Source organism: Microbacterium sp. Z12_35 (assembly GCF_058310475.1).
Genome location: NZ_JBZEGJ010000001.1, coordinates 1936415 through 1959906, shown reverse-complemented (window position 1 = coordinate 1959906; position 23492 = coordinate 1936415). Strand labels below are relative to the sequence as shown.

Annotated in this window: 16 protein-coding genes; 9 read left to right on the top strand and 7 right to left on the bottom strand. The window is 69.7% G+C overall.

Features of this window, described 5'->3' with window-relative positions; genetic code table 11:
- Positions 1-106 precede the first annotated feature (106 nt).
- On the bottom strand, positions 107-610 hold the full coding sequence (locus tag AC4FS1_RS09450; RefSeq protein WP_491154465.1) for a hypothetical protein: 504 nt from the start codon (positions 608-610) through the stop codon (positions 107-109).
- Positions 611-663: 53 nt separating this feature from the next.
- Here AC4FS1_RS09450 and AC4FS1_RS09445 point away from each other — a divergent pair, with 53 nt between their 5' ends.
- Positions 664-1308 carry a 2-phosphosulfolactate phosphatase gene (locus AC4FS1_RS09445; RefSeq protein WP_491154464.1) on the top strand — a complete coding sequence of 215 codons (645 nt, stop codon included), beginning with the start codon at positions 664-666 and terminating at the stop codon, positions 1306-1308.
- Positions 1309-1355: 47 nt separating this feature from the next.
- On the opposite strand, the gene AC4FS1_RS09440 is transcribed toward AC4FS1_RS09445, so the two are convergent.
- The 3 genes from AC4FS1_RS09440 to AC4FS1_RS09430 all read right to left on the bottom strand — a co-directional run bounded on the left by AC4FS1_RS09440 (position 1356) and on the right by AC4FS1_RS09430 (position 3365).
- Complete coding sequence (locus AC4FS1_RS09440; protein WP_491154463.1) at positions 1356-1844, bottom strand: SprT-like domain-containing protein; 489 nt, start codon at positions 1842-1844, stop codon at positions 1356-1358.
- 31 nt (positions 1845-1875) lie between these two features.
- Entirely contained in the window at positions 1876-2403 is a 528-nt protein-coding gene (locus AC4FS1_RS09435; protein WP_491154462.1) for a tetratricopeptide repeat protein, read from the bottom strand.
- Between the two features lie 95 nt (positions 2404-2498).
- A complete protein-coding gene (locus tag AC4FS1_RS09430) occupies positions 2499-3365 on the bottom strand; it encodes a spermidine synthase (protein ID WP_491154461.1) in 867 nt (288 codons plus the stop codon).
- A gap of 185 nt (positions 3366-3550) precedes the next feature.
- On the opposite strand from AC4FS1_RS09430, the gene AC4FS1_RS09425 reads away from it, so the two are divergent.
- The 3 genes from AC4FS1_RS09425 (at position 3551) to AC4FS1_RS09415 (ending at position 7329) form a co-directional block, all read left to right on the top strand.
- Positions 3551-5218 carry an ABC transporter substrate-binding protein gene (locus AC4FS1_RS09425; protein WP_491154460.1) on the top strand — a complete coding sequence of 556 codons (1668 nt, stop codon included), beginning with the start codon at positions 3551-3553 and terminating at the stop codon, positions 5216-5218.
- A gap of 150 nt (positions 5219-5368) precedes the next feature.
- Positions 5369-6373 (top strand): ABC transporter permease, encoded by a 1005-nt coding sequence (locus tag AC4FS1_RS09420; protein ID WP_491154458.1) that lies wholly within the window; start codon positions 5369-5371, stop codon positions 6371-6373.
- Complete coding sequence (locus tag AC4FS1_RS09415; RefSeq protein ID WP_491154457.1) at positions 6370-7329, top strand: ABC transporter permease; 960 nt, start codon at positions 6370-6372, stop codon at positions 7327-7329. The genes AC4FS1_RS09420 and AC4FS1_RS09415 overlap by 4 nt, the downstream gene beginning before the upstream one ends.
- Positions 7330-7469: 140 nt before the next feature.
- Here AC4FS1_RS09415 and AC4FS1_RS09410 read toward each other — a convergent pair whose 3' ends face one another.
- The gene (locus tag AC4FS1_RS09410) at positions 7470-9122 is read right to left on the bottom strand and encodes an ABC transporter ATP-binding protein (RefSeq protein ID WP_491154456.1); all 1653 of its coding nucleotides are present in this window, start codon (positions 9120-9122) and stop codon (positions 7470-7472) included.
- 165 nt (positions 9123-9287) lie between these two features.
- Between AC4FS1_RS09410 and pxpA the strand changes: the two genes are divergently transcribed.
- Both pxpA and AC4FS1_RS09400 read left to right on the top strand, forming a co-directional pair.
- On the top strand, positions 9288-10043 hold the full coding sequence (pxpA, locus tag AC4FS1_RS09405; protein WP_491154454.1) for a 5-oxoprolinase subunit PxpA: 756 nt from the start codon (positions 9288-9290) through the stop codon (positions 10041-10043).
- Positions 10037-11602, top strand: coding sequence for a 5-oxoprolinase subunit B/C family protein (locus AC4FS1_RS09400; protein ID WP_491154453.1), 1566 nt, complete (start codon positions 10037-10039; stop codon positions 11600-11602). Before pxpA ends, AC4FS1_RS09400 begins: the two co-directional genes overlap by 7 nt.
- A 61-nt stretch (positions 11603-11663) precedes the next feature.
- Here the strand turns inward: AC4FS1_RS09400 and AC4FS1_RS09395 are convergent, their stop codons facing one another.
- Entirely contained in the window at positions 11664-14303 is a 2640-nt protein-coding gene (locus AC4FS1_RS09395) for a DUF4062 domain-containing protein (RefSeq protein WP_491154451.1), read from the bottom strand.
- A 302-nt stretch (positions 14304-14605) separates the two neighbouring features.
- Here AC4FS1_RS09395 and rpoB point away from each other — a divergent pair, with 302 nt between their 5' ends.
- From rpoB to AC4FS1_RS09380, 3 genes are all read left to right on the top strand, one after another.
- Positions 14606-18100, top strand: a complete 3495-nt coding sequence (gene rpoB, locus AC4FS1_RS09390) for a DNA-directed RNA polymerase subunit beta (protein ID WP_491154449.1) — start codon at positions 14606-14608, stop codon at positions 18098-18100.
- 41 nt (positions 18101-18141) lie between these two features.
- Positions 18142-22017, top strand: a complete 3876-nt coding sequence (gene rpoC / locus AC4FS1_RS09385; protein ID WP_491154448.1) for a DNA-directed RNA polymerase subunit beta' — start codon at positions 18142-18144, stop codon at positions 22015-22017.
- Positions 22018-22143: 126 nt separating this feature from the next.
- A complete protein-coding gene (locus AC4FS1_RS09380; protein WP_491154447.1) occupies positions 22144-22737 on the top strand; it encodes a hypothetical protein in 594 nt (197 codons plus the stop codon).
- 132 nt (positions 22738-22869) lie between these two features.
- Here AC4FS1_RS09380 and AC4FS1_RS09375 read toward each other — a convergent pair whose 3' ends face one another.
- The gene (locus AC4FS1_RS09375) at positions 22870-23481 is read right to left on the bottom strand and encodes a hypothetical protein (RefSeq protein WP_491154446.1); all 612 of its coding nucleotides are present in this window, start codon (positions 23479-23481) and stop codon (positions 22870-22872) included.
- Between the last annotated feature and the right edge of the window lie 11 nt (positions 23482-23492).

Below are 23492 nucleotides of genomic sequence, written 5' to 3'. Positions count from 1 at the left end.
GTCCGCCCGCGTCCGCGCCCGCGAGAAACGACGTTCCGGATGAGAAACGCCGCGCCGCGTGCCGTCTCGTCCGGATCGTCGTTTCTCGGGGTGGTCGTTGTCGGGCTCAGTCGCCGGCGACGGGCTCCGGATCGTGCGCCCACGATGGGGCGAGGGCGCGGATGCGGGCGGCACGCCACTGCCACGTGGACCACAGCACCGGCCACAGGAGCGGCGCGGTGCGCCCGCCGATCACGAGCCGATCGCGCCAGAGGGTGCGGGTCGGGTCGCCCGGCGCCGGGGATACGGCCATCTGGTGGTCCCAGACATCCAGACTCGACAGCGGCCCGGTGAGGGGAATGCCGCTGTCGCGGAAGATCCGCACCGGGCCGTTGGCGTCGGATGCCTCGCGCTCACTGACGGAGATGAGCTGGTTCCCCATGGGGAGCGCGCCGGCGACGGACAGCTGCACGGGCATGTCCATCCCCGCCTCCCACGAGGTCGGCGCATCGGACAGCGGCTCCATCGTCAGGAGCGGGCCGTACAACTCCGCCACCGCGCGTGGGGAGTGAAGGGCACGCCAGGCCGCGTCGGCGTCGCAGTCGATGACCAGCTTGAGCAGGATGCGCATCGCCCCATCCTCGCCCATCGGGCCGGCCGCGGCGCGCGTCCTAGGCTCGACGGGTGCCTGCAACCGCATCCTCGTTCGACCAGTCCGTCTACCAGGTGCGCTTCGAGTGGGGAACCGAGGGCCTCGCCCGGCTCACCCCTGCCGACATCGTGGTGGTCGTGGACGTGCTGCGCTTCTCCTCGACCGTGACCGACCTGCTGGCCGCGGGCGGGTCGTACCGGCTGGATGCCGCGGCCCACACCGTCTCGCTCAACGGCGCGGCCGTGGCATCCGCCGCCGCGAGGGGCGAAGGCGAGGTCGTGCTCGGGTGCATCCGCAACGCTTTGGCGGTGGCCCGGTGGGTCCTCGCGCGACAGGGCGAGCGCGGCGTTCGCACGAGCGTGGCGGTGGTCGCGGCCGGGGAGCGGGTCGAGGCGGATGCGCCGGAGCTGCGTTTCGCCGTCGAAGACTCCCTCGGCGCCGGGGCGGTCATCGCGGCGCTCGGCGACCTCGGCATCGACGCCTGCTCGCCCGACGCCGCCGTCGCCGGTGAGGCGTTCCGCGCGCTCCGCGGCGCCACACGGCACCTCTTGACGGCGAGCGGGTCGGGCCGACAGCTCGCGGCACAGGGCCGGCGCGACGAGGTGCTCTCCGCAGCGGTGGTGGATGCCGCATCCGTCGTACCGGTCCTCCGCAACGGAGCCTTCGTGCCGGGGTGACGCCGCGGCGCATCCGCCCACCCCAGCGCAACCCGCCAGAGCCCGGGTCAGCGGGGCGTCTGCGCGGCCAGCCGCGTGGCGGGGGTGATCTCGCGCCGCGTCCAGGTGAAGACGTTCCGCGGATCGAACCGCGGGGCGCATTTCGCGCAGGAGGTCGGCCGGGTCGCCTTTCGGTGGCGGTAAGCCACATGCCCGGCGGGGCATACGCCCACCCACGGCGCGAGCTCGTTCGCCGTCTCGCCCGCGTGGGTGGTGCCGCCGATGTAGCCGAGGTCGCGCGCGACGCGCTTCCACTGCGCTCCGTGGCCGGCCGCCGGCCCGGCGAGGGCGTGCGCCACCTCGTGCAGCAGCGTCTGGTGGTTGGTGTCGTCGTCGTAGCGGGCCGTGAGGTAGCGCGACACGCTGATGCGGCGGCGCGTGTAGTCGCACAGGCCCGCGCGACGTTTGGCGTTGTCGAACCCGAACGACCACGTCGCATCCAGGTGGAGGGAGATCAACGCCTCCGCCCACGTGCGCACCCGCTGCAGCTCCGACATGACAATCGAGCGTAAAGGCAGGTGCCGACAGTCAGCTGGCGACCGACGCGCGGGATCGACGCCGGTCGGCGGCATCGATCGCCAGCAGCGTCGATTCGAGCTGCTCGTCGGCGGCGCCGGCGTCCTGGCGGAGGAAGAGGGCGCGCTTGAAGTCGGTGCGGGCGTCGTCGTAATCGCCGGCGTCGTAGTAGACCTTGCCGCGATGCTGGTAGGCGAAGGCGGCGATCCCCGACCATCCCGCGCCGTCGGCCTCCGCAGCACACGTGCTGAGCTCTTGGGCCGCGGCGGGCAGCGCGTCGCGGGCCTGCAGGATCGTGGCATGCAGGATGCGTGCGCGCAGGAGGTCTTTGCGGGTTCCGGCCATCCGTGCCACGCGCACCGACTGGTCCGACACCGACAGGGCGTCATCCAGCCGACCGAGCACCTTCAGGAGCCAGACGCGTTCGAGCAGAGCCGGCAGGCTCCGCTGCGTACCGATCTCGTCGAGCCGATGCTGGCACTCGTTCAGGTCGACGATCTCGCGCAGCGTCTCGGGGTCGTATCCGCGGATGTAGCTCATCGTCGTCTCCCTTCGCCGTGCGGTGTCGCTCGCCTGTCACGGGCCGCTTCTAGTGTGTGGCAGCCGCGCCGGGTCGCCGGGAGGGCACGCCGGTCTCAGCGGTCGAACAGCGAAGAAATCGGCTTGGGGGAGGGCGTCGCATCCGCATCTGTGGCAGGAAGCGCGCCGCGGGCGAACTCGTCGAGCTCGGCGCCGTGCGCCACCTTCGCCGGGTGGGGTCCCGCCGCCATGAGCCGCGGGAGCCACTCCACCGGCAGGGGTGCGGGGGATGCGGCGATCACGAGATTGCCGAAACGCCTGCCCTTGAGCACCTGCACTTCGGCGAGCACGGCCACATGCGGCAGCACGGAGCGCACGGTCGCGACCTGCCGGCGCGCGAACGCGAGCCCCGCGCCGTCGGCGACATTGACCAGCAGCACGCCGTCGGGGGCGAGCAGCCGGAGGGCGTCGCGGTAGAACTCCACCGTGGTCAGGTGGGCCGGTGTCTGCGCTCCGGCGAACACGTCGCTGACGAGCAGATCGACCTGCCCGACAAGGCCTGCCGGAAGGCGTCCCAGTCCCTCCCGGGCATCCCCGATCCGCACCCGGATCGATCCTCCGCGGGGTAGCGGCAGGGTGGCGCGCACCAGATCGACGAGCGGTTGCTCCAGCTCGATCACCTGCTGACGCGAACCCGGCCGCGTCGCCTCGACGTACCGCGGCAGGGTGAAGGCGCCCGCTCCCAGGTGCACCGCGGTGAGCGGTTGCCCCGGCATCCGCAGCCGGTCGATCACCGCGGCCATCCGCGCGATGTATTCGAAGTGCAGGTGCGTGGGATCGTCGGGGTCGACGTGCGACTGCGGTGTTCCGTCCACCTCGAGCTCGTATCCGCCCGCATACGGCGACGGCACGACACGGGCGATCGTCCCGTCGGAGAGGCGCGTGGAGGCGATCTCGGCGGGTTCGACGCGGGCGCGGGCCATCCCTCCACGCTAGCCCGCGGCGGGGGTGGGCCGGCGGAACGGTCGAAACACGATCGATACACACGGGCAACCAGCACCCGGATCGCTTGCAGGTACGGTCGGTACATCGGTTGAACCGGATGCGGCACGACCGCGTGGACGCGCGTCGGCCCCGTCTTCACCCCCACATGGAAGGTGCACAGCACATGGCACACACGATGAGACGGCGCCTGCTCAGCGGCGCCGCCGCGGTCGCGATCGGGGCGATCGCCCTCTCCGCCTGCTCCAGTCAGCGCGGCGGAGGGGAAGAGGAGACGACGTCCGGCGATGTCGACTCCACCTTCGTCTTCGGAGCGTCGGGCGACCCCTCGAGCCTCGACCCGGCCTTCGCCAGCGACGGCGAGTCGTTCCGTATCTCGCGGCAGATCTTCGAGGGTCTCGTCGGAGTCGAGGCCGGCACGGCCGACCCGGCGCCGCTCCTGGCGGAGAGCTGGGAGCAGTCCGAAGACGGGCTGTCCTATACCTTCCAGCTGAAGGAGGGCGTGACCTTCCACGACGGCACCGAGTTCAACGCGGATGCTGTCTGCTTCAACTTCGACCGGCAGAACAACTTCACCGGGATCGCGCAGAGCGAGAGCCTGTCCTACTACTGGGGCAAGATCATGCGCGGCTACGCCGACACCGGCACCTCGATCTACGAGAGCTGCGAGGTCGGCAGCGACACCGAGGTCACCGTGACCCTCAACGAGCCGTTCGCCGGATTCATCCCGGCGTTGTCGCTGCCCGCGTTCGCCATGCAGAGCCCGGCCGCGCTCGAGGAGTACAACGCCGACGACGTGGGCGGCACCTCGGAGGCGCCCACGCTGAGCGAGTACGCCACCGAGCACCCCACCGGCACCGGACCGTTCATGTTCGACTCGTGGGAGCCGGGCGCCGAGGCGACCGTCACCGCGTACGAGGACTACTGGGGCGAGCAGGGCCAGGTGCAGGAAGTCATCTTCCGCGTGATCGGTGACACCACCGCCCGCCGCCAGGCGCTCGAATCCGGCTCGATCGACGGCTACGACCTCGTCGCCCCCGCCGACCTCGGCGCACTCGAGGACGCGGGCTACACGCTCGTCAACCGCGAGCCGTTCAACATCCTGTACCTCGCCATGAACCAGGCCGACCCCGCGCTCGCCGACATCCGCGTGCGCCAGGCCCTCGCCCACGCCATCGACAAGGAGCAGCTGGTCAGCCAGGTGCTGCCCGAAGGCACCGTGATCGCCGACCAGTTCATGCCGGAAAGCGTCATCGGCTTCAACGAGGACGTCACGACATACGAGTACGACGTCGAGGAGGCTCAGTCGCTGCTGGCCGCAGCCGGCTTCACCGAGGCGAACCCGCTGACGCTGACCTTCAACTACCCGGTCAACATCTCGCGGCCGTACATGCCGAACCCGGAGCAGATCTTCACGAACCTGCAGTCGCAGCTGGAGGCCGTGGGCGTGGTGCTCAACCCCGTCTCGAACGAATGGGCCGAGTACCTCGACCTCATGCAGGGCGGTAGCGATCACGGCATCCACCTCCTCGGCTGGACCGGTGACTACAACGACCCCGACAACTTCGTGGGCACCTTCTTCGGTGCTCCCTCGAACGAGTGGGGCTTCGACAACGCCGAGCTGTTCTCGGCGCTGACCACCGCGCGCGGCCTCGCCACCGAAGAAGAGCAGGACCCGGCTTACCAGGACATCAACGAGCAGATCGCGCAGTTCCTGCCCGGCATCCCGCTGGCAAGCCCCGTCCCGACCCTGGCGTTCGCCGAGCGAGTCACCTCGTACCCGGCCAGCCCGGTGCAGGACGAGGTTTACAACCTGATCGAACTGTCGGAGTGACACCCCGGATGCTGCGACCCGGACCGCCACGCGGCGCCCGGGTCGCAGCATCCTCGCACTCCCGTCGTCCGACTTGCGTGAATCGGCTGCCCTAACGCGTCGCGAGGCAGCCGATTCAGGCAAGGCGGAGGACCCTACCTCGGAGTCCTCGTGCTACGCACCATCGGCAGGCGTCTGCTCCTGCTCATCCCGACCCTGTTCGGCCTGTCCGTCCTGCTGTTCTTCTGGGTTCGGGCGCTTCCGGGCGGACCGGCCGTCGCGCTCCTCGGTGAGCGCGCCACCCCCGAAGCCGTCGAGCGCATCAACGAGCTCTATGGATTCAATGAGCCGCTGTACGTGCAGTACTTCACGTGGCTCGGGCGCCTGGCCACCGGCGACTTCGGCGCCTCGATCCAGACCGGGCGACCCGTGCTCGAGGAGTTCGTCCGGCGGTTCCCCGCGACCCTGGAGTTGTCGATCGCGGCGCTGATCATCGCCGTCGGCGTCGGCATTCCGCTCGGCTACTGGGCCGCGCGCAAGCACGGCAAGGCGTGGGACCACATCGCGGTCGTGCTGAGCCTCGTCGGCATCACGATCCCGGTCTTCTTCCTCGCGTTCATCCTCAAATACATCTTCGCGGTGCAGCTGGGATGGCTGCCCTCCGACGGGCGGCAGAACCCGCGGATCGACGCGACCCACTACACGAATCTGTACGTGCTCGACGGCCTCATCACGGGCGAGTTCGATGCGGCGTGGGACGCGTTCCTGCACCTCATCCTGCCGGCGCTCGCCCTCGGCACGATCCCGCTCGCGATCATCGTGCGCATCACGCGCGCATCCGTCCTCGACGTCCAGAACGCCGACTACGTCCGCACCGGCCGGGCCAAGGGCATCGGCCGAGGAACGCTCCGCAACCGCTTCATCCTCCGCAACGCGATGCTCCCGGTGGTCACGACCGTCGGCCTGCAGGCGGGTCTGCTGATCTCCGGGGCGGTGCTCACCGAGACGGTGTTCGCCTTCCCGGGGATCGGGCAGTTCCTCGCGAGGGCCATCTTCACGCGCGACTTCCCCGTGCTGCAGGGGTTCATCATCTTCATCGCGATCCTGTATGCGCTGATCAACCTGCTCGTGGACGTGTCGTACAGCGTGATCGACCCGAGAGTGAGAGTGCAGTGAGCTCCAGCATCCTGCCCCCCGCCCCCAGCGGCGGACCCGTCGACGACAACGCGATCGTCGACGCCGGGCTCCTCCGCGCCCAGACGCGCGGCGGGTTCTGGCGTGACGTCTTCCGGCGACTGCGGGGCAACCCCACCGCCTGGGTGGGCGCCGTCATCGTCGCGTTGTTCCTCCTCGTCGCGCTGCTGGCCCCGATCCTCGCCCCGTACCCGGCCGAGTCGCTCCCCGGCCAGCGGTTTATCACGCCTACCGACATTCCGGGCCCGGGTGAGATGGCCGAGTTCCCTCTCGGCCTCGACCGCTTCGGCGGCGACGTGCTGTCGAAGCTGATCTGGGGCGCGCAGGCCTCGCTGACGATCGGCATCGTCTCGACCAGTTTCGGCCTCGTCGGCGGGATGCTGCTCGGCCTTCTGGCCGGGATGTTCGGCGGGTGGGTCGACAACGTCGTCATGCGATTCGTCGACATCCTCCTCTCGGTTCCGAACCTGCTGCTGGCCGTGTCGATCGCGGCGATCCTCGGGCAGAGCCAGCTGGCGATCATGATCGCGATCGGAGCATCCCAGATACCGGTCTTCGCCCGGCTCCTGCGCGCGTCGCTGCTGCAGCAGCGCGGCGCGGACTACGTGCTGTCCGCGCAGACGCTCGGGTTGTCCCGCCGGTCGATCACCATGACCCATGTGCTGCCCAACAGCGTCGGTCCGGTCATCGTCCAGGGGACGCTGACCCTCGCCACCGCCGTGATCGATGCGGCGGCGCTGTCGTTCCTGGGTCTCGGCGGCGGGCTGCCGCAGACGGCCGAGTGGGGCCGCATGCTCACCTACGCGCAGTCCGAACTGGCGATCGCGCCGTGGCTGGCCTTCCTCCCCGGCATCTGTATCGCGGTCACCGCGCTCGGCTTCACGCTCCTCGGCGAGTCCCTGCGCGAGGCGATGGACCCCCGCACCCGCGCCCGCTGACCCCGCGGTCCCCGTGCGCGGGGCGGGAGGACCGCGAGACTCCATCTGCGCCACGAGACCGCATCCGTCGCCGGCTGTCTCGTGGCGGGGATGCAGTCTCGCGGTTCGGGGCGGGCGGGACGGCCGGGCGGCGGGGCGGGTCAGCCGGTCAGGCCGAGCTCGTTGCCGGGGATCGAGGCGAGGAGGCGCCGCGTGTAGGGGTCACGCGCGTTCGTGAAGATCTCCTCGCTGGATGCTGCCTCCACGAGGCGCCCGTCCTTCATGACGCACACGTAGTCGCTGATGAGGCGGACCACCGCCAGGTCGTGAGAGATGAAGAGGTAGCTCAGGCCGTACTCGGTCTGGAGGTCGCGGAGCAGGGTGAGCACCTGGTCCTGGACGAGCACGTCCAGTGCCGAGACGGGTTCGTCGCACACGATGAGGTCGGGGGAGAGGGCGAGGGCGCGCGCGATCGCCACGCGCTGACGCTGCCCGCCGGACAGCTCCGACGGATAGCGGCGCAGCATCGACTGCGGCAGGGCCACGTCATCCATCAGCTGCCGCACACGCGCCGAGCGCTCCTTGGCCGAACCGCGTTTGTAGAACGACAGCGGCTCCTCGATGATCCGCTCGATCGTGAACATGGGGTTGAGGCTCGAGTACGGATCTTGGAAGATCGGCTGCACCTTCTGGCGGAAATCCCGCAGCGCCGCACCCTTCAGGGCGGCGACGTCCTGCCCCTCGAACCGGATCGACCCGCTGGTCGGCTCGACCACTTTCAGCAGCATCCGCGCTGTCGTCGTCTTGCCCGATCCCGACTCCCCGACGATCGCGACCGTCTGACCGCGCGGGATGGCGAGCGAGACGTCGTCGACGGCGCGGAAGTCGTCGCCGCGCCCGCGGGTGGGGTACACCTTGCTGAGGTGCTCGATCTCCACGATGTGATCGGCGGCGGCCGCCTCGACCGTCTCCAGCTTGCGGCCGCGGAACTCCTCCGGCCGGAGCCGCACGGCCGCCACCGACGGGGCGGCGGCGACGAGCGACTGGGTGTACGGATGCTGCGGAGCCTCGAGGATCTGCCGCGCCGGGCCCTGCTCGACCACGCGGCCGCGGTGCATCACGATCACCCGCGACGCCCGCTCGGCGGCGAGCCCCAGGTCGTGCGTGATGAGCAGCACGGAGGTGCCGAGCTCGGCGGTCATCCGCTCGATCTGGTCGAGGATCGTGCGCTGCACCGTGACGTCGAGCGCGCTCGTCGGTTCGTCCGCGATGAGCAGCCGCGGGCTGCAGGCCAGCCCGATCGCGATGAGCGCCCGCTGGCGCATCCCGCCGGAGAACTCGTGCGGATACTGCTTGGCGCGGGTCGCCGCATCCGGAAGCCCCGCCGCCTCGAGAGTCTCGACGACCTTCCGCTGCACGTCGGAGCGGGTGGCGAGCCCGTGCGCGAGGAGGGTTTCGGCCACCTGCGTGCCGATCTTCGCGACCGGGTTGAGATTCGACATGGGGTCCTGCGGCACGAGGCCGATCTGACGCCCCCGCACTTCGCGCATGCGGCCCTCGGAGAAGCGCGTGAGGTCTTCGCCGTCGAGCAGGATGCTGCCGCGGGCGACGGATCCGCCGGAGGCGAGGAGGCCGATGATCGCCATCGCCGTGGTCGACTTTCCCGACCCGGACTCGCCGACGATCGCGATCGTCTCCCCGGCGGCGATGTCGAAGTCGACGCCATCGACGGCGCGCACGGGCCCGTCGAGCGTGGCGAAGTCGACGGCCAGGTCACGAACGGACAGCAGCGGTGCTCCGGGAGCGGGGGTCATCCGTCCATCCTGCCTCCCGCGGCGGGTCGCCGCATCCCGCCCCGCACATCGTTCCGCAGCCGTAACCCGCGCCGCCTCTGCCCGTAACCCGAACCCCGCGCCGGCCGAGTCGGTCCGCGCCGGGCGCGGCCCGTCCGGGCCGGTCCGCGCCGGTAGCGTGGGCCCATGCGCGTGATCGACCTGAACGCCGACCTCGGCGAGACGATCGCGGGCGTGCCGACCGCCGACGACGAGGCGATGTTCGCGGTGATCTCCAGCGCAAGCATCGCGTGCGGAGGGCACGCGGGGGACGCCGCATCCATGCGCGCGGCCGTGGAGCGCGCCGGTCGGCACGGCGTGGCCGTCGGTGCCCATCCCTCGTACGTCGACGCGGAGAACTTCGGCCGAGTCCGCCGCGACACATCCCCGGCCCAGCTGCGCGCCGAGGTCGCCGTGCAGCTGTCGGCGCTCGTGGCAGCCGGCGCCGACGTGCGCTACGTCAAGCCGCACGGCGCGCTGTACCACGCGGTCACGGTCGACGCCGGGCAGGCGGATGCGGTCGCCGCCGCCGTCGCGGAGCTCTCCGCCCGCCTGGGACAGGCCCTTCCGATCCTGGGCCTGGCCGGAGAGATCGAACGAGCAGCACGGGAGGTGGGCCTCCCGTTCGTCCGCGAGGCGTTCCTCGACCGCGGCTACACGGCGGCAGGCGGGCTGGTGTCCCGCGGCGAGACCGGTGATGTCCTGCATGACCCCGTCGTCGTCGCCGAGCGCGCTGTCCGGCTCGCCCGCCACGGGGTCGTGGACGCGGTGGACGGGACTCCGCTGACGGCGGATGCGGCATCCCTCTGCCTGCACGGCGACACGCCCGCGTCCCTCGCGATGGCCCGAGCCGTCCGGGCCGCGCTCGATGCCGCGGGCGTCGAGGTGCGTGCCCCGTGGTGACGATCGAGCTCCGGTCGATGGGGGAGCGGGCCGTGCTTGCCCAAACGGGATCGCTCGCCGAGGTGCTGGCACTGTCGGCGGTGCTCGCGTCGTCGCGCCCGGCGGGGATCGTCGATGTCGTGCCCGCCGCCCGGACGGTGCTCGTGCCGTTTGACCCGTCCGTCATCTCCCCTTCGGCGGTGCGCTCCTGGATCCGCGACGAAGCCGAGCGCGCCGCCGGGGATCGTTCCCTCGACCCCGCGCCGCTCGTGGAGGTGCCGATCCGCTACGACGGCCCCGACGTGGCGGCGACGGCCGAGATGCTCGGAGTTCCCGCATCCGAACTCGTCGCCCGGCACCAGGGCGCGGAGTGGTCGGTCGCGTTCACGGGCTTCGCGCCGGGGTTCGCGTACCTCGTCAGCGACGCCTGGCCGTTCGACGTCCCGCGGCTCGCGTCGCCGCGGACCCGCGTGCCCGCCGGCGCGGTGGGCCTGGCCGGCGCCTTCACGGGTGCGTACCCGCGCGAAACCCCGGGCGGCTGGCGGCTGATCGGCACGACGGATGCTCCGCTGTTCGACCCGTCCGCCGCATCCCCGGTGCTCTTGCCCCCCGCCACCCGCGTGCGCTTCGTCGAGACGCCACATTCCGGGCGAGAAACAACGCCGCGCGTCGTTTCTCATCCGGAACGTCGTTTCTCGGCGGGGGATGCGGCGGGGGTGCGCGTGCGGGAGCCGGGGCTCCTCGCCACGGTGCAGGACCTCGGCCGCGGAGGCCGGGCCTCGCTGGGGATCGCGCGCTCGGGCGCGCTGGATCGGGCGGCTCTGCGCCGGGCGAACCGGCTCGTGGGCAACCCGGAGGACGTCGCCGGAATCGAGATCACGGTGGGCGGGTTCCGCGCCGTCGCCGAACGCGACGTCTGGGTCGCGTTGGCCGGGGCGACGGGTCCGATGACGCTCGACGGGCACGCGGTCGACCCGCACACGGCCGTGCACTGGGGCGCGGGCGCCGAGTTGCACGTGGACTGGTTCGCCTCCGGAGCGCGGGGATACCTCGCTCTCCGCGGTGGCGTCGACGTTCCTGCCGTTGCCGGTTCTCGCGCGACCGACGTGCTCGCCGGGCTCGGACCCGCCCCGCTCCGCGCCGGCGACACGATCGCGATCGGCGCCGAGCCGCGCACGCCCGTGCCCGTCGCCGACCTCGCGCCGTGGGGTCCGCCGCACGACAGCGAGATCGAGGTCGAACTGGCCCCCGGCCCGCGGGCCGACTGGTTCGCCGCATCCGCACACCGGGCGCTGTTCGAGCACCTGTGGACCGTCTCCGGCGCGGCCGACCGTGTCGGGATGCGGCTGGACGGCCCCGAGCTGGAGCGCATCAGAGACGGCGAGCTGCCAAGCGAGGGAATGGTCCCGGGGGCCGTGCAGGTGCCGCCGTCGGGTCGCCCGACGATCCTGCTCGCCGACGGGCCGGTGACCGGGGGTTATCCGGTGATCGCCGTGGCGACGGAGGCGGCCCTCGACGCTCTCGCCCAGGCCCGGCCGGGCACCCGTCTACGGTTCCGTCACGCCCGTCCGCTGCCCTGATCCCGCCCCGCCCCGCCCCGCGCCGCCGTCCCGCCGCGGCTCCGCCCCGCCCCCGCAGGCCTCACCAGCGCTGGAGGACGTCGGCCACCGCGCCGTAGTCGGCCTCGGGAAGGGCCAGCGCGACCACCTCCGGGACGCTGAGCCCCGCCCCGCGGGCTTCACCGCGGGCCACCGCGTCCGCGTCCTTCTCACGCGCCGCGGCCAGCTGCGGCGCGTACACCGTGAACGGCTCCACGTCGAACACCCCGATGCGGTGGCGGATCGCCGCCGCGGCCGCGCTCAGCATCCCCGCCCGCTCGGCGTCGCCCCGGGCCGCGGCGACCGCGCACAGGCCCTCGAGGCCGTAGGCGACGCCTTCCTCGTAGTGCAGCCGGATCGACACCCCCAGGGTCCGGATGCAGCGACCCTCAGCGGCATCGATCTCCCCGCGCACGAGCTGCATGCGCGCGAGGTGGTCGCCGGCGACGGAGACGGTGAAGAGGTCCGATCCGGCCTCGGCGACCGCCGTCGCGCGGTCGAAGTGCGTGAGCGCCGCGTCGGGCGATCCGCGCAGCCACGCCAGGCGTCCGACCGCGACCTCGGTGATCGCCTCCGCCCAGCCGTTGCCGAGGTCGCGCAGCCGTGCGATCGCGTCGGTCAGCTCGGTGTCGGCGGTGTCGAGGTCGGGAGTCGGCAGCTGCAGGCGCGCGGTCGCGCGCGCCGCGATGGCCATGGCGGCGGCATCCTCATCGCCCGACTCGGTGAACAGGCGCAGGCACTCCCCGAGGCCCGCCACCACCTCCTCCGAGGGGTGCTGCCACATCTCGCCCCACAGTGCGAAGAACCACGCGACGGCACGCGTGTGCGGGGAAATGGGCCGGTCCTTGCCCAGGAGCTCCAGCATCCACACCCGCACCTCGGCGAAGAACCCGGCGATCCACCAATAGATGAGGAGGCCCCAGGCGAAGGCGCCGGCGTCGTCGAGCCGGTCGATGTGGACGAGGTGGCGGACGGCCGCACGCAGGTTCGGCAGCTCCAGCCCCAGCAGCGCGACCACCTCGGCCTGCCGTTCCCCGCGGAGCCCGGGTGCGAGGTCGCCGACCAGGCGCAGGTAATAATCGGCGTGAGCCGCCCGCATCTGGGACGCGGCCCCCCGGCGCTTCAACCGGGCGACCGCATACTCGCGCACCACGGCCAGGAGGGAGTACACCGACCGTCCGTCCACATCGGTCTGCGCGACGAGGGAGGCATCCACGAGCGCGCCAAGGGCCTCGATCTCCTGCCCTCCCCACATCCGGTCTTTTCCGAGCGCTTCCACGGCCTCCAAGGTGAAGCGCTTCGCGAAGACCCCCAGATCCTCGAGGAGTGCGCGCTGCTCCTCCGTCAGCAGTTCGACGCTCCAGTCGATCGCCGCCGTCATGGTGCGGTGTCGGTCGGGAACGTCGCGCGCCGTGGCGGTGAGGAGCGGAAGGCTCCGCTCCAGTCGACGCGCGATGGCACCGGGAGTGAGCGTCCGCACCTTCGCCGCGGCCAGCTCCAGGGCCAGAGGCAGGCCGTTGAGGCGGGCGCAGACGGCGCAGATGTCGGCGGCGTTGTGTTCGGTCAGCTCGAAGTCGGGCCGCGCCGCGCGGGCTCGGTCGACGAAGAGCGCGACGGCGGCCGAGCGCATCGCCCGCTCGAGCGTCGCGGGCGCCGTCGGGTCGGGGGCCTCCAGGGCGCGTACTTCGAAGACGCGCTCCCCCCGGATGCGGAGGACGACCCGGCTGGTGACGAGGAAACGCGCACGCGGCGCGAGTTCGTACAGACGCACCAGCGCCGGGGCGGAGTCGATCAGCTGCTCGAAGTTGTCCAGGACCAGCAGCGCCGTGCGGTCGGCCAGAGCCAGGCCGATGCGTTCCTCGAGTGCGGCCTCGCCGTTGTCGCGCACGCCCAGCGCGTACGCGATGGTCGGGATGAGCAGGGCCGGCTCCAGCACCCCCTCGAGCGGGACGAAGTGCACGCCGTCGGGAAAGAGGTCGCCGCAGGAGTGCGCGATCTCGATCGCCAGGCGGCTCTTGCCGATGCCCCCCGTGCCGACGAGACTCACCAGACGCCCGTCCGGAGCGGCGAGCAGCTTCCGCACCTCCGCGATCGCGTCGTCGCGGCCGACCGTGCGGGTGTACGGCACGGGCAGCCGCGTGGCCACCGCGGCCGCCGCCGTCGGGTCAGCCGCGCCCGCCGCCGTCGGGTCGGCCGCGCGGGAACTGTCGAAACGCTCGGCGAGCAGCATCGCGAGGTCGGTGGCCACCTGTTCCTCGAGCTCCTCCGCACCCCGGAAGGGGAGGTATGCGGCGGTGTCATCCGAGCGGATGCGGTGGATGAGCTCCTCCAGGCGGGGCTCCCGCGTGGTGGTCTGCTTGATGTAGATGAGCTTCGGCATCTCTCGCGGGGCGAGCCGGTACTCATCCTCGAGGCCGGAGATCTGCTCGCCGGGCGCGACCCAGCCGTAGCTGTCGCCGTAGATGCCCACGAACACATCGCTCTGGTCCAGGTAGGCGCGGTACAGATCGCGCGGCGGATGGGGACGCGCCCCGAGCTCGAACATCACCGGCGCGAGGCGCAGGCGTTCGACGGCCGCCCGCACCGCCCGGCGCTCGTCGGCGAGTTCGCGCAGCGTCGAGGAGACGAACACACGCAGGCGCGCATCCGGAGTGCGGATGTGCGCGGCGACGCGGTCCCCCATCGGCACATTGTGCACCCGCAGGCCGGTCGCCGGGAGGGGGGTTCTCCCCATTCCGCGGGCCGTAGAGCGCGGTTATACCGCACGTCGGGGAACCCGTCAAGATTCCGGCTGGACACGGCGCGTCATCCGACGTATAGTCGTCTTTTGCGCTCCCCTTTCCCCTGCCCTCATATGGTGGTCGGCTGTTCCTGCACGTCCCCGCTCTCGCGGTGTGCGTCGTGTCAGGTTTCGGGGCCGGGAGCACTCCACCCTGACGACAAGGAAATCACGAGTCCTGCCCGGGCTCTGCGGAGGTTATTCCCTTGGCTGCTGCGCGCAACGCATCCAACCCCACCACCCCTAAGAACGGCCGCGGAGCATCCCGGCTTTCGTTCGCAAAAATCTCCGACACGCTGACGGTCCCAGACCTTCTCGCGTTGCAGACCGAGTCCTTTGACTGGCTCGTCGGCAACGAAGCGTGGAAGGCACGCGTCGCCGAGGCTCTGGCCGCCGGTCGCACCGACGTGCCCGAGATCAGCGGCCTCGAGGAGATCTTCGAGGAGATCTCGCCGATCGAGGACCTGAGCGAGACGATGCAGCTCTCGTTCACGAACCCGTACCTGGAGCCGGAGAAGTACTCGATCGAGGAGTGCAAGGAGCGCGGCAAGACGTACGCCGCGCCGCTGTACGTCGAGGCCGAGTTCATGAACCACCAGACCGGTGAGATCAAGACCCAGACGGTCTTCATGGGCGACTTCCCGCTGCAGACCGGCAAGGGAACGTTCATCATCAACGGCACCGAGCGTGTCGTGGTGTCGCAGCTCGTCCGCTCGCCGGGCGTCTACTTCGACAGGACCCCCGACAAGACGTCCGACAAGGACATCGTGTCGGCTCGCATCATCCCCAGCCGTGGTGCATGGCTGGAGTTCGAGATCGACAAGCGCGATCAGGTCGGCGTCCGCATCGACCGCAAGCGCAAGCAGTCGGTCACCGTGTTCCTCAAGGCCCTGGGCCTCACGAGCGAAGACATCCTCGCCGAGTTCGCCGGCTTCGACTCGATCGAAGACACGCTGTCCAAGGACACGATCCTCACCAAGGAAGACGCGCTCCGCGACATCTACCGCAAGCTCCGTCCGGGCGAGCAGGTCGCCGCTGAGGCTGCCCGCGCGCTGCTGGACAACTTCTACTTCAACTCCAAGCGCTACGACCTGGCCAAGGTGGGTCGCTACAAGATCAACCAGAAGCTGGGCCTCGAGCTCCCGCTGAGCGACTCGGTGCTGACCGTCGACGACATCGTCGCGACGATCAAGTACCTCGTCCGCCTGCACCGCGGCGACGCCACCTTCTCCGGCACCCGCGCCGGAAAGCCGGCCGAGATCCGTCTGGACATCGACGACATCGACAACTTCGGCAACCGCCGCATCCGCGCGGTCGGCGAGCTGATCCAGAACCAGGTCCGCACCGGACTGTCCCGCATGGAGCGCGTCGTCCGCGAGCGCATGACCACGCAGGACATCGAGGCGATCACCCCGCAGACCCTGATCAACGTGCGCCCCGTCGTCGCCGCGATCAAGGAGTTCTTCGGCACCTCGCAGCTGTCGCAGTTCATGGACCAGAACAACCCGCTCGCGGGTCTGACCCACAAGCGCCGCCTGTCGGCGCTGGGCCCCGGTGGTCTGTCCCGTGAGCGCGCCGGCGTCGAGGTACGTGACGTCCACCCCTCGCACTACGGCCGCATGTGCCCGATCGAGACGCCGGAAGGCCCGAACATCGGCCTGATCGGCTCGCTCGCATCGTTCGCTCGCATCAACGCGTTCGGTTTCATCGAGACCCCGTACCGCCGCGTCGTGAAGGGCCGGGTCACCGACCAGATCGACTACCTGACCGCCAGCGAAGAGGCCGACTTCATCGTCGCCCAGGCCAACGCGCCGCTGAAGGCCGACGGTCACTTCCAGGAGGACCGCGTCCTCGCCCGCAAGATCGGCGGCGAGGTCGACCTCATCCCCGCTGACGAGATCGGGTACATGGATGTCTCGCCGCGCCAGATGGTGTCGGTGGCGACGTCGCTCATCCCGTTCCTCGAGCACGACGATGCGAACCGCGCCCTGATGGGTGCGAACATGCAGCGTCAGGCCGTGCCGCTGGTGCGCAGCGACTCGCCGCTGGTCGGTACCGGTATGGAGGGCTACGCCGCCGTCGACGCGGGGGATGTCATCACCGCCGAGAAGGCCGGTGTCGTGATGGAGGTCTCGGCCGACGTCGTGACCGTGCAGCTGGACGAGGGTGGCACGCAGGACTACTTCCTGCGGAAGTTCGACCGCTCCAACCAGGGCACCTCCTACAACCAGCGTGTCGTGGTCTCCGCGGGTGAGCGCATCGAGGTCGGCGAGGTCATCGCGGATGGCCCGGCGACCCAGGAGGGCGAGCTCGCGCTCGGTAAGAACCTCCTGGTGGCGTTCATGACGTGGGAGGGTCACAACTTCGAGGACGCGATCATCCTCAGCCAGGAGCTCGTCAAGAACGACACCCTCTCCTCGATCCACATCGAGGAGTACGAGGTGGATGCTCGGGACACCAAGCTGGGCAAGGAGGAGATCACCCGTGATCTCCCCAACGTCAGCCCCGACCTGCTGAAGGACCTCGACGAGCGCGGCATCGTCCGCATCGGCGCCGAGGTTCGTCCCGGTGACATCCTCGTCGGCAAGGTCACGCCCAAGGGCGAGACCGAGCTGAGCGCCGAGGAGCGCCTGCTGCGCGCGATCTTCAACGAGAAGAGCCGCGAAGTCCGCGACACGTCGCTGAAGGTTCCTCACGGTGAGCAGGGCACGATCATCGCGGTCAAGGAGTTCAACGCCGAGGACGGCGACGACGAGCTCGGCTCGGGCGTCAACCGCCGCGTCGTGGTCTACATCGCCCAGAAACGCAAGATCACCGAGGGTGACAAGCTCGCTGGACGCCACGGCAACAAGGGTGTCATCGCGAAGATCCTCCCCGTCGAGGACATGCCCTTCCTCTCCGACGGCACCCCGGTCGACGTGGTGCTGAACCCGCTCGGTATCCCGGGCCGGATGAACTTCGGCCAGGTGCTGGAGCTTCACCTCGGATGGATCGCCCAGCAGGGCTGGAAGGTCGAGGGAACCCCGGAGTGGGCCGTCCGTCTGCCGGAGGAGGCCTTCGAGGCCGCCCCCGGTACGAAGGTCGCCACCCCCGTGTTCGACGGTGCGAGCGAGGAGGAGATCGCCGGTCTGCTGGACTCGACGCTCCCCACGCGCGACGGCGACCGGCTCATCGGCTCCTCGGGCAAGACGCTGCTGTTCGACGGTCGCTCCGGCGATCCGTTCCCGGCTCCCGTCTCGGTCGGCTACATGTACATCCTGAAGCTGCACCACCTCGTGGACGACAAGATCCACGCCCGCTCGACCGGTCCGTACTCGATGATCACCCAGCAGCCGCTCGGTGGTAAGGCGCAGTTCGGCGGTCAGCGTTTCGGTGAGATGGAGGTGTGGGCCCTCGAGGCCTACGGCGCCGCATACGCGCTCCAGGAGCTCCTCACGATCAAGTCCGACGACATCCTCGGCCGCGTCAAGGTGTACGAGGCGATCGTCAAGGGCGAGAACATCCAAGAGCCCGGCATCCCCGAGTCGTTCAAGGTGCTCATGAAGGAGATGCAGTCGCTCTGCCTGAACGTCGAGGTCCTCTCGGCCGACGGCACTGCGGTCAACCTCCGCGACACCGACGATGACGCCTTCCGTGCTGCCGAAGAACTCGGCATCAACATCTCCAGCCGCTTCGAGTCCTCGTCCATCGACGAGATCTGATCCGGCCAGGCAACGAACAGAATTCCGACACAGGAGACGTAGTGCTCGAATCAACCACTTTCGATCAGCTTCGAATCGGCCTGGCTACCGCTGACGACATCCGTCGTTGGTCGTTCGGCGAGGTCAAGAAGCCTGAGACCATCAACTACCGCACGCTCAAGCCGGAGAAGGACGGCCTCTTCGGAGAGCAGATCTTCGGACCCTCCCGTGACTGGGAGTGTGCGTGCGGAAAGTACAAGCGCGTCCGCTTCAAGGGCATCGTGTGCGAGCGCTGCGGCGTGGAGGTCACCAAGTCCTCCGTCCGCCGCGAGCGCATGGGCCACATCGAGCTCGCCGCGCCCGTCACGCACATCTGGTACTTCAAGGGCGTCCCCTCGCGCTTGGGCTACCTGCTCGACATGGCGCCGAAGGACCTCGAGAAGGTCATCTACTTCGCCGCGTACATGGTCATCTCCGTCGACGAGGAGGCGCGTCACCGCGACCTCCCCACGCAGGAGAACAACATCCGCCTCGAGCTGAAGACGCTGGGTGACCGCCGCGATGCCCGCATCGCTGCTCGCATGGCCAAGCTGGAGGAGGAGCTCGCCGCTCTCGAGGCGGAAGGTGCCAAGGCCGACCAGAAGAAGAAGGTCAAGGACGCCGCCGAGAAGGACATGTCGCAGGCCCGCAAGGCCGCCGACGAGCAGATCGCCAAGCTCGAGCGCGTGTGGGAGGACTTCCGCTCGCTCGAGGTCGGCACGCTCAAGCCCGAGGACGACGTGTTCCACGAGCTCCAGGACCGCTTCGGTCAGTACTTCGAGGCCTACATGGGTGCCGAGTCGATCAAGCGTCGCCTGGAGGCTTTCGACCTGGCCGCCGAGTCGGAGAGCCTGCACCTGCAGATCTCCGAGGGCAAGGGACAGCGCAAGATCCGCGCGATCAAGCGTCTGAAGGTCGTCAACTCGTTCCTGCAGACGGGCATGAGCCCGGCCGCGATGGTGCTCGACGTCGTTCCGGTGATCCCGCCGGAGCTGCGCCCGATGGTCCAGCTGGACGGTGGCCGCTTCGCGACCTCCGACCTCAACGACCTCTACCGTCGCGTGATCAACCGCAACAACCGCCTTCGTCGCCTGATCGACCTCGGTGCTCCCGAGATCATCGTCAACAACGAGAAGCGGATGCTGCAGGAGGCCGTCGACGCACTGTTCGACAACGGCCGCCGTGGTCGCCCCGTCACCGGTACGGGAAACCGTGCGCTGAAGTCGCTGTCCGACATGCTCAAGGGCAAGCAGGGCCGGTTCCGCCAGAACCTGCTCGGCAAGCGCGTGGACTACTCGGGCCGTTCGGTCATCGTCGTGGGTCCCCAGCTGAAGCTGCACCAGTGCGGTCTGCCCAAGCAGATGGCGCTGGAGCTGTTCAAGCCGTTCGTGATCAAGCGCCTGATCGACCTCGGTCACTCGCAGAACATCAAGGCCGCCAAGCGTGCCGTCGAGCGCACCCGTCCCGAGGTCTGGGACGTGCTCGAGGAGATCATCCGCGAGCGTCCGGTTCTGCTGAACCGTGCGCCCACGCTGCACCGCCTCGGCATCCAGGCCTTCGAGCCTCAGCTCGTGGAAGGCAAGGCCATCCAGCTGCACCCGCTCGTGTGCGCCGCGTTCAACGCGGACTTCGACGGTGACCAGATGGCTGTGCACCTGCCGCTGTCGGTCGAGGCGCAGGCCGAGGCCCGCATCCTCATGCTGGCGTCGAACAACATCCTGAAGCCGTCGGACGGCCGCCCGGTGACCCTGCCCTCGCAGGACATGATCATCGGTCTGCACCACCTGACGACCCTCAAGGAGGGCGCAGCCGGTGAGGGCCGCGTGTTCGGCTCCGTCGGCGAGGCGATCCTGGCCAAGGACGAGGGCACCCTCGACCTGCAGGCCAAGGTCCGCATCCGCATCCCGGGTCTTTCGTTCCTCGAGGGCCAGGCGCCCGAGGGTTACGAGCGTCACGGCATCGTGGACGCCTCGCTCGGTCAGGCGATCTTCAACGACACCCTCCCCAAGGGCTACCCGTTCGTTCGTGAGCAGGCAGACAAGGGCAAGCTGTCGCAGATCGTCAACAAGCTGGCCGAGGAGTACCCGAAGGTGGAGGTCGCCGCGACCCTCGACCGCATCAAGGACGCCGGCTTCTACTGGGCGACGCGTTCGGGTGTGACCGTGGCGCTGAGCGACGTTCTCACCCCGCCGAACAAGAAGGAGATCGTCGCCGGCTACGAGAAGCAGGCCGCGAAGGTCCAGGCGCAGTACGAGAAGGGTCTGACGACCGACTCGGAGCGTCGCCAGGAGCTCATCAAGATCTGGACCGAGGCAACCGACGAGGTCCAGAAGGCGATGCGCGACAACTTCCCGGAGGACAACACCATCAACCGCATGGTGTCGTCGGGTGCGCGTGGTAACTGGCTGCAGATCCGGAACATCGCCGGTATGCGAGGCCTGGTGAACAACCCCAAGGGTGAGATCATCCCCCGTCCGATCATCTCCTCGTACCGCGAGGGGCTGTCGGTGGCGGAGTACTTCATCGCGACGCACGGTGCCCGTAAGGGTCTGGCCGACACGGCCCTCCGTACGGCCGACTCGGGGTACCTGACCCGTCGTCTCGTGGACGTCTCGCAGGATGTCATCATCCGCGAGGAGGACTGCGGTACGTCGAAGGGTCTCGAGCTCCCGATCGCTGCGATGGGCGCCGACGGCACCCTCGTCAAGGACGCGAACGTCGAGAACTCGGTGTTCGCCCGTACCCTCGCCGCCGACGTGGTCGACGCGCAGGGCACGGTTGTGGCCGAGGCGGGCGACGACGTGGGCGACGTGCTCATCAACAAGCTGGTCGAGGCCGGCGTCGAGAACATCAAGGTCCGCTCGGTCCTGACGTGTGACTCGGCGGTCGGTGTCTGCGCGAAGTGCTACGGCCGTTCGCTGGCCACCGGCAAGATCGTCGACATCGGCGAGGCCGTGGGCATCATCGCGGCCCAGTCGATCGGTGAGCCCGGCACCCAGCTGACGATGCGTACCTTCCACACCGGTGGGTCGGCGTCGGCGGAAGACATCACGCAGGGTCTTCCCCGTGTGCAGGAGCTGTTCGAGGCGCGCACCCCGAAGGGTGCGTCGCCGATCGCCGAGGCCGATGGCCGCATCACGATCGACGAGACCGACAAGGCCAAGAAGGTCATCCTCACGCCCGACAACGGCGACGAGGCGGTCGTGTACCCCGTCCTGAAGCGCGCGACGCTTCTGGTGGAGGACGGCCAGCACGTCACCGTCGGTCAGCCGCTCCTGGTCGGAACGCTCGACCCCAAGGAGGTCATGCGCGTGCAGGGCGCCCGCGAGGTGCAGAAGTACCTCGTCAACGGCGTCCAGGGCGTGTACCGCTCCCAGGGTGTGCCGATCCACGACAAGCACATCGAGGTCATCGTGCGCCAGATGCTGCGGAAGGTCACCGTGGTCGACCACGCTGACACGACGCTGCTTCCGGGTGAGCTGGTCGACTTCAAGAAGTACCAGAACATCAACCGCGAGACCGTGGCCGAGGGCAAGCGCCCCGCGTCGGGTCGACCGGAGCTGATGGGTATCACGAAGGCGTCGCTCGCGACGGAGTCGTGGCTGTCGGCGGCATCGTTCCAGGAGACCACCCGCGTCCTGACGCAGGCGGCCATGGAGGGCAAGAGCGACCCGCTCGTCGGCCTCAAGGAGAACGTCATCATCGGAAAGCTCATCCCCGCCGGAACCGGACTTGCGAAGTACCGCAACGTCACGGTCGAGGCGACGGAAGAGGCCAAGAGCGAGCGGTACCCCAACCGCATCTTCGCCTCGGACGGCGCGTACAGCGACGCCGACCTGAGCTACGTCGACTTCGACAGCTTCTCGACGGACGACTTCACGCCCGGAACGTACAACTGATCACGATCTGATCCTTCGAAGGCCCTCGGCATCGCGCCGGGGGCCTTCGTCGTTCCCGCGGGCGTGGCATCCGGGGGAGGATGGGCCGCCCGATTACCGTGAGTGGGGAGGGGTGCCATGGCTCGGGTGAGCGGACGCAGTCTGTGGATCGCGTGGCCGGTGGGGATGATCTGCGCCGGCGTGATCGGCGCGCTCGTGTGGCTGGCTGCCCCCGGGCTGCCGGTGGTGGTCGAGGTCGTCGGCAGCACCCTCCGCGGCGCGACCTCCGCTCCGGTCGCCGACAGTGACGGCGCCGGCGCAAGCCCCGAGGCGCCCGCGACCGACTGCCGCGGGCTGTACCCCGACCGCTTGTGGTCCGAGCTGACATGGACGCCCGAGGCGCTCCTGTCGCAGAACACCGCTCCGCCGGCGACCACCACGACGCTCGGAACGGCGCTGACTCCCCAGGTGCGCCTGACGTGCGCCTGGCGCGTGAACGAGGGGAGATCGGCATCCACCACGGTGGCCACGGTCGCTCAGGGTGCCGCCGCGATCGCGCACGCGGCCCTTACCGCGGAAGGTTTCGCGTGCACCGCCGACGGCGAGGCGGTGCACTGCGAGCGGACGAGCGGCACCGTGGTGGAGGTCCACGACCTCCGCGGCGACGTGTGGCTGTCCAGCGTCCTCACCGACTGGATGCCGGAGGACTACGCCGCGCAGGTGGCCTCCCGCGTCTTCTAGGCGGCTCGCCCTGCGCCGAGAAACGAGATTTCCGGCGAGACATAGCGCAGCGCGCCCTTTCTCGCCGGAAATGTCGTTTCTCGCGGAGCGGGAGGGACGGGCGGGAGGGACGGGCGGGAGGGACGGGGGAGGTCAGGAAGGGAAGAGGGACGCGATGATGCTGTCGGTGTAGCCCGACGGGGCGAGGTTCGAGAACTGCGTGTCGATGAGGATGCCGTCGCGCCAGAAGAGCGTCCGGCCGTCGGTGACGGGGTACTGCTCGTTGATCCACGTCTTCTCGCAGCGCGTACCGCCCTCGGGGGAATAGCACGTGAAGTGCTCCTGGTCGGCGAGACCGTTGAGCAGGTCCAGGGCGGGACCCCGGTTCATCGCGGAGATCGTCGTCGTCAGCATCGTCGTGTCGGCGCGCGGGTCGCGCCACACGCACACGAGCGATCCGTCCGGCTGCACGCCGGTGCTCATGCCCAGTGCCGGGTCGTTCAGCGGCGTCTCGCCGAGTTCGGCCAGCACGGACTCGGACAGGATGGCGCGGCAGTCGTCCGGGACGGCCGCCGGAGGAGTCGCGGACGGCGACGGGGTCGGGGATGCGGTGGCATCGGCGCTCGCGCTTTCCCCCGGCGATGGGCGCGACGAGGAGCCGGCAGAGCCGCCCTCCGGGGCGCAGGCGGCCAGCGCGAGCATCCCGGCCGCGATCGCCCCGACCAGCGCAGCACGAAACCACGAGCGTCGATCGGCGACCATCATGGCCACACCCT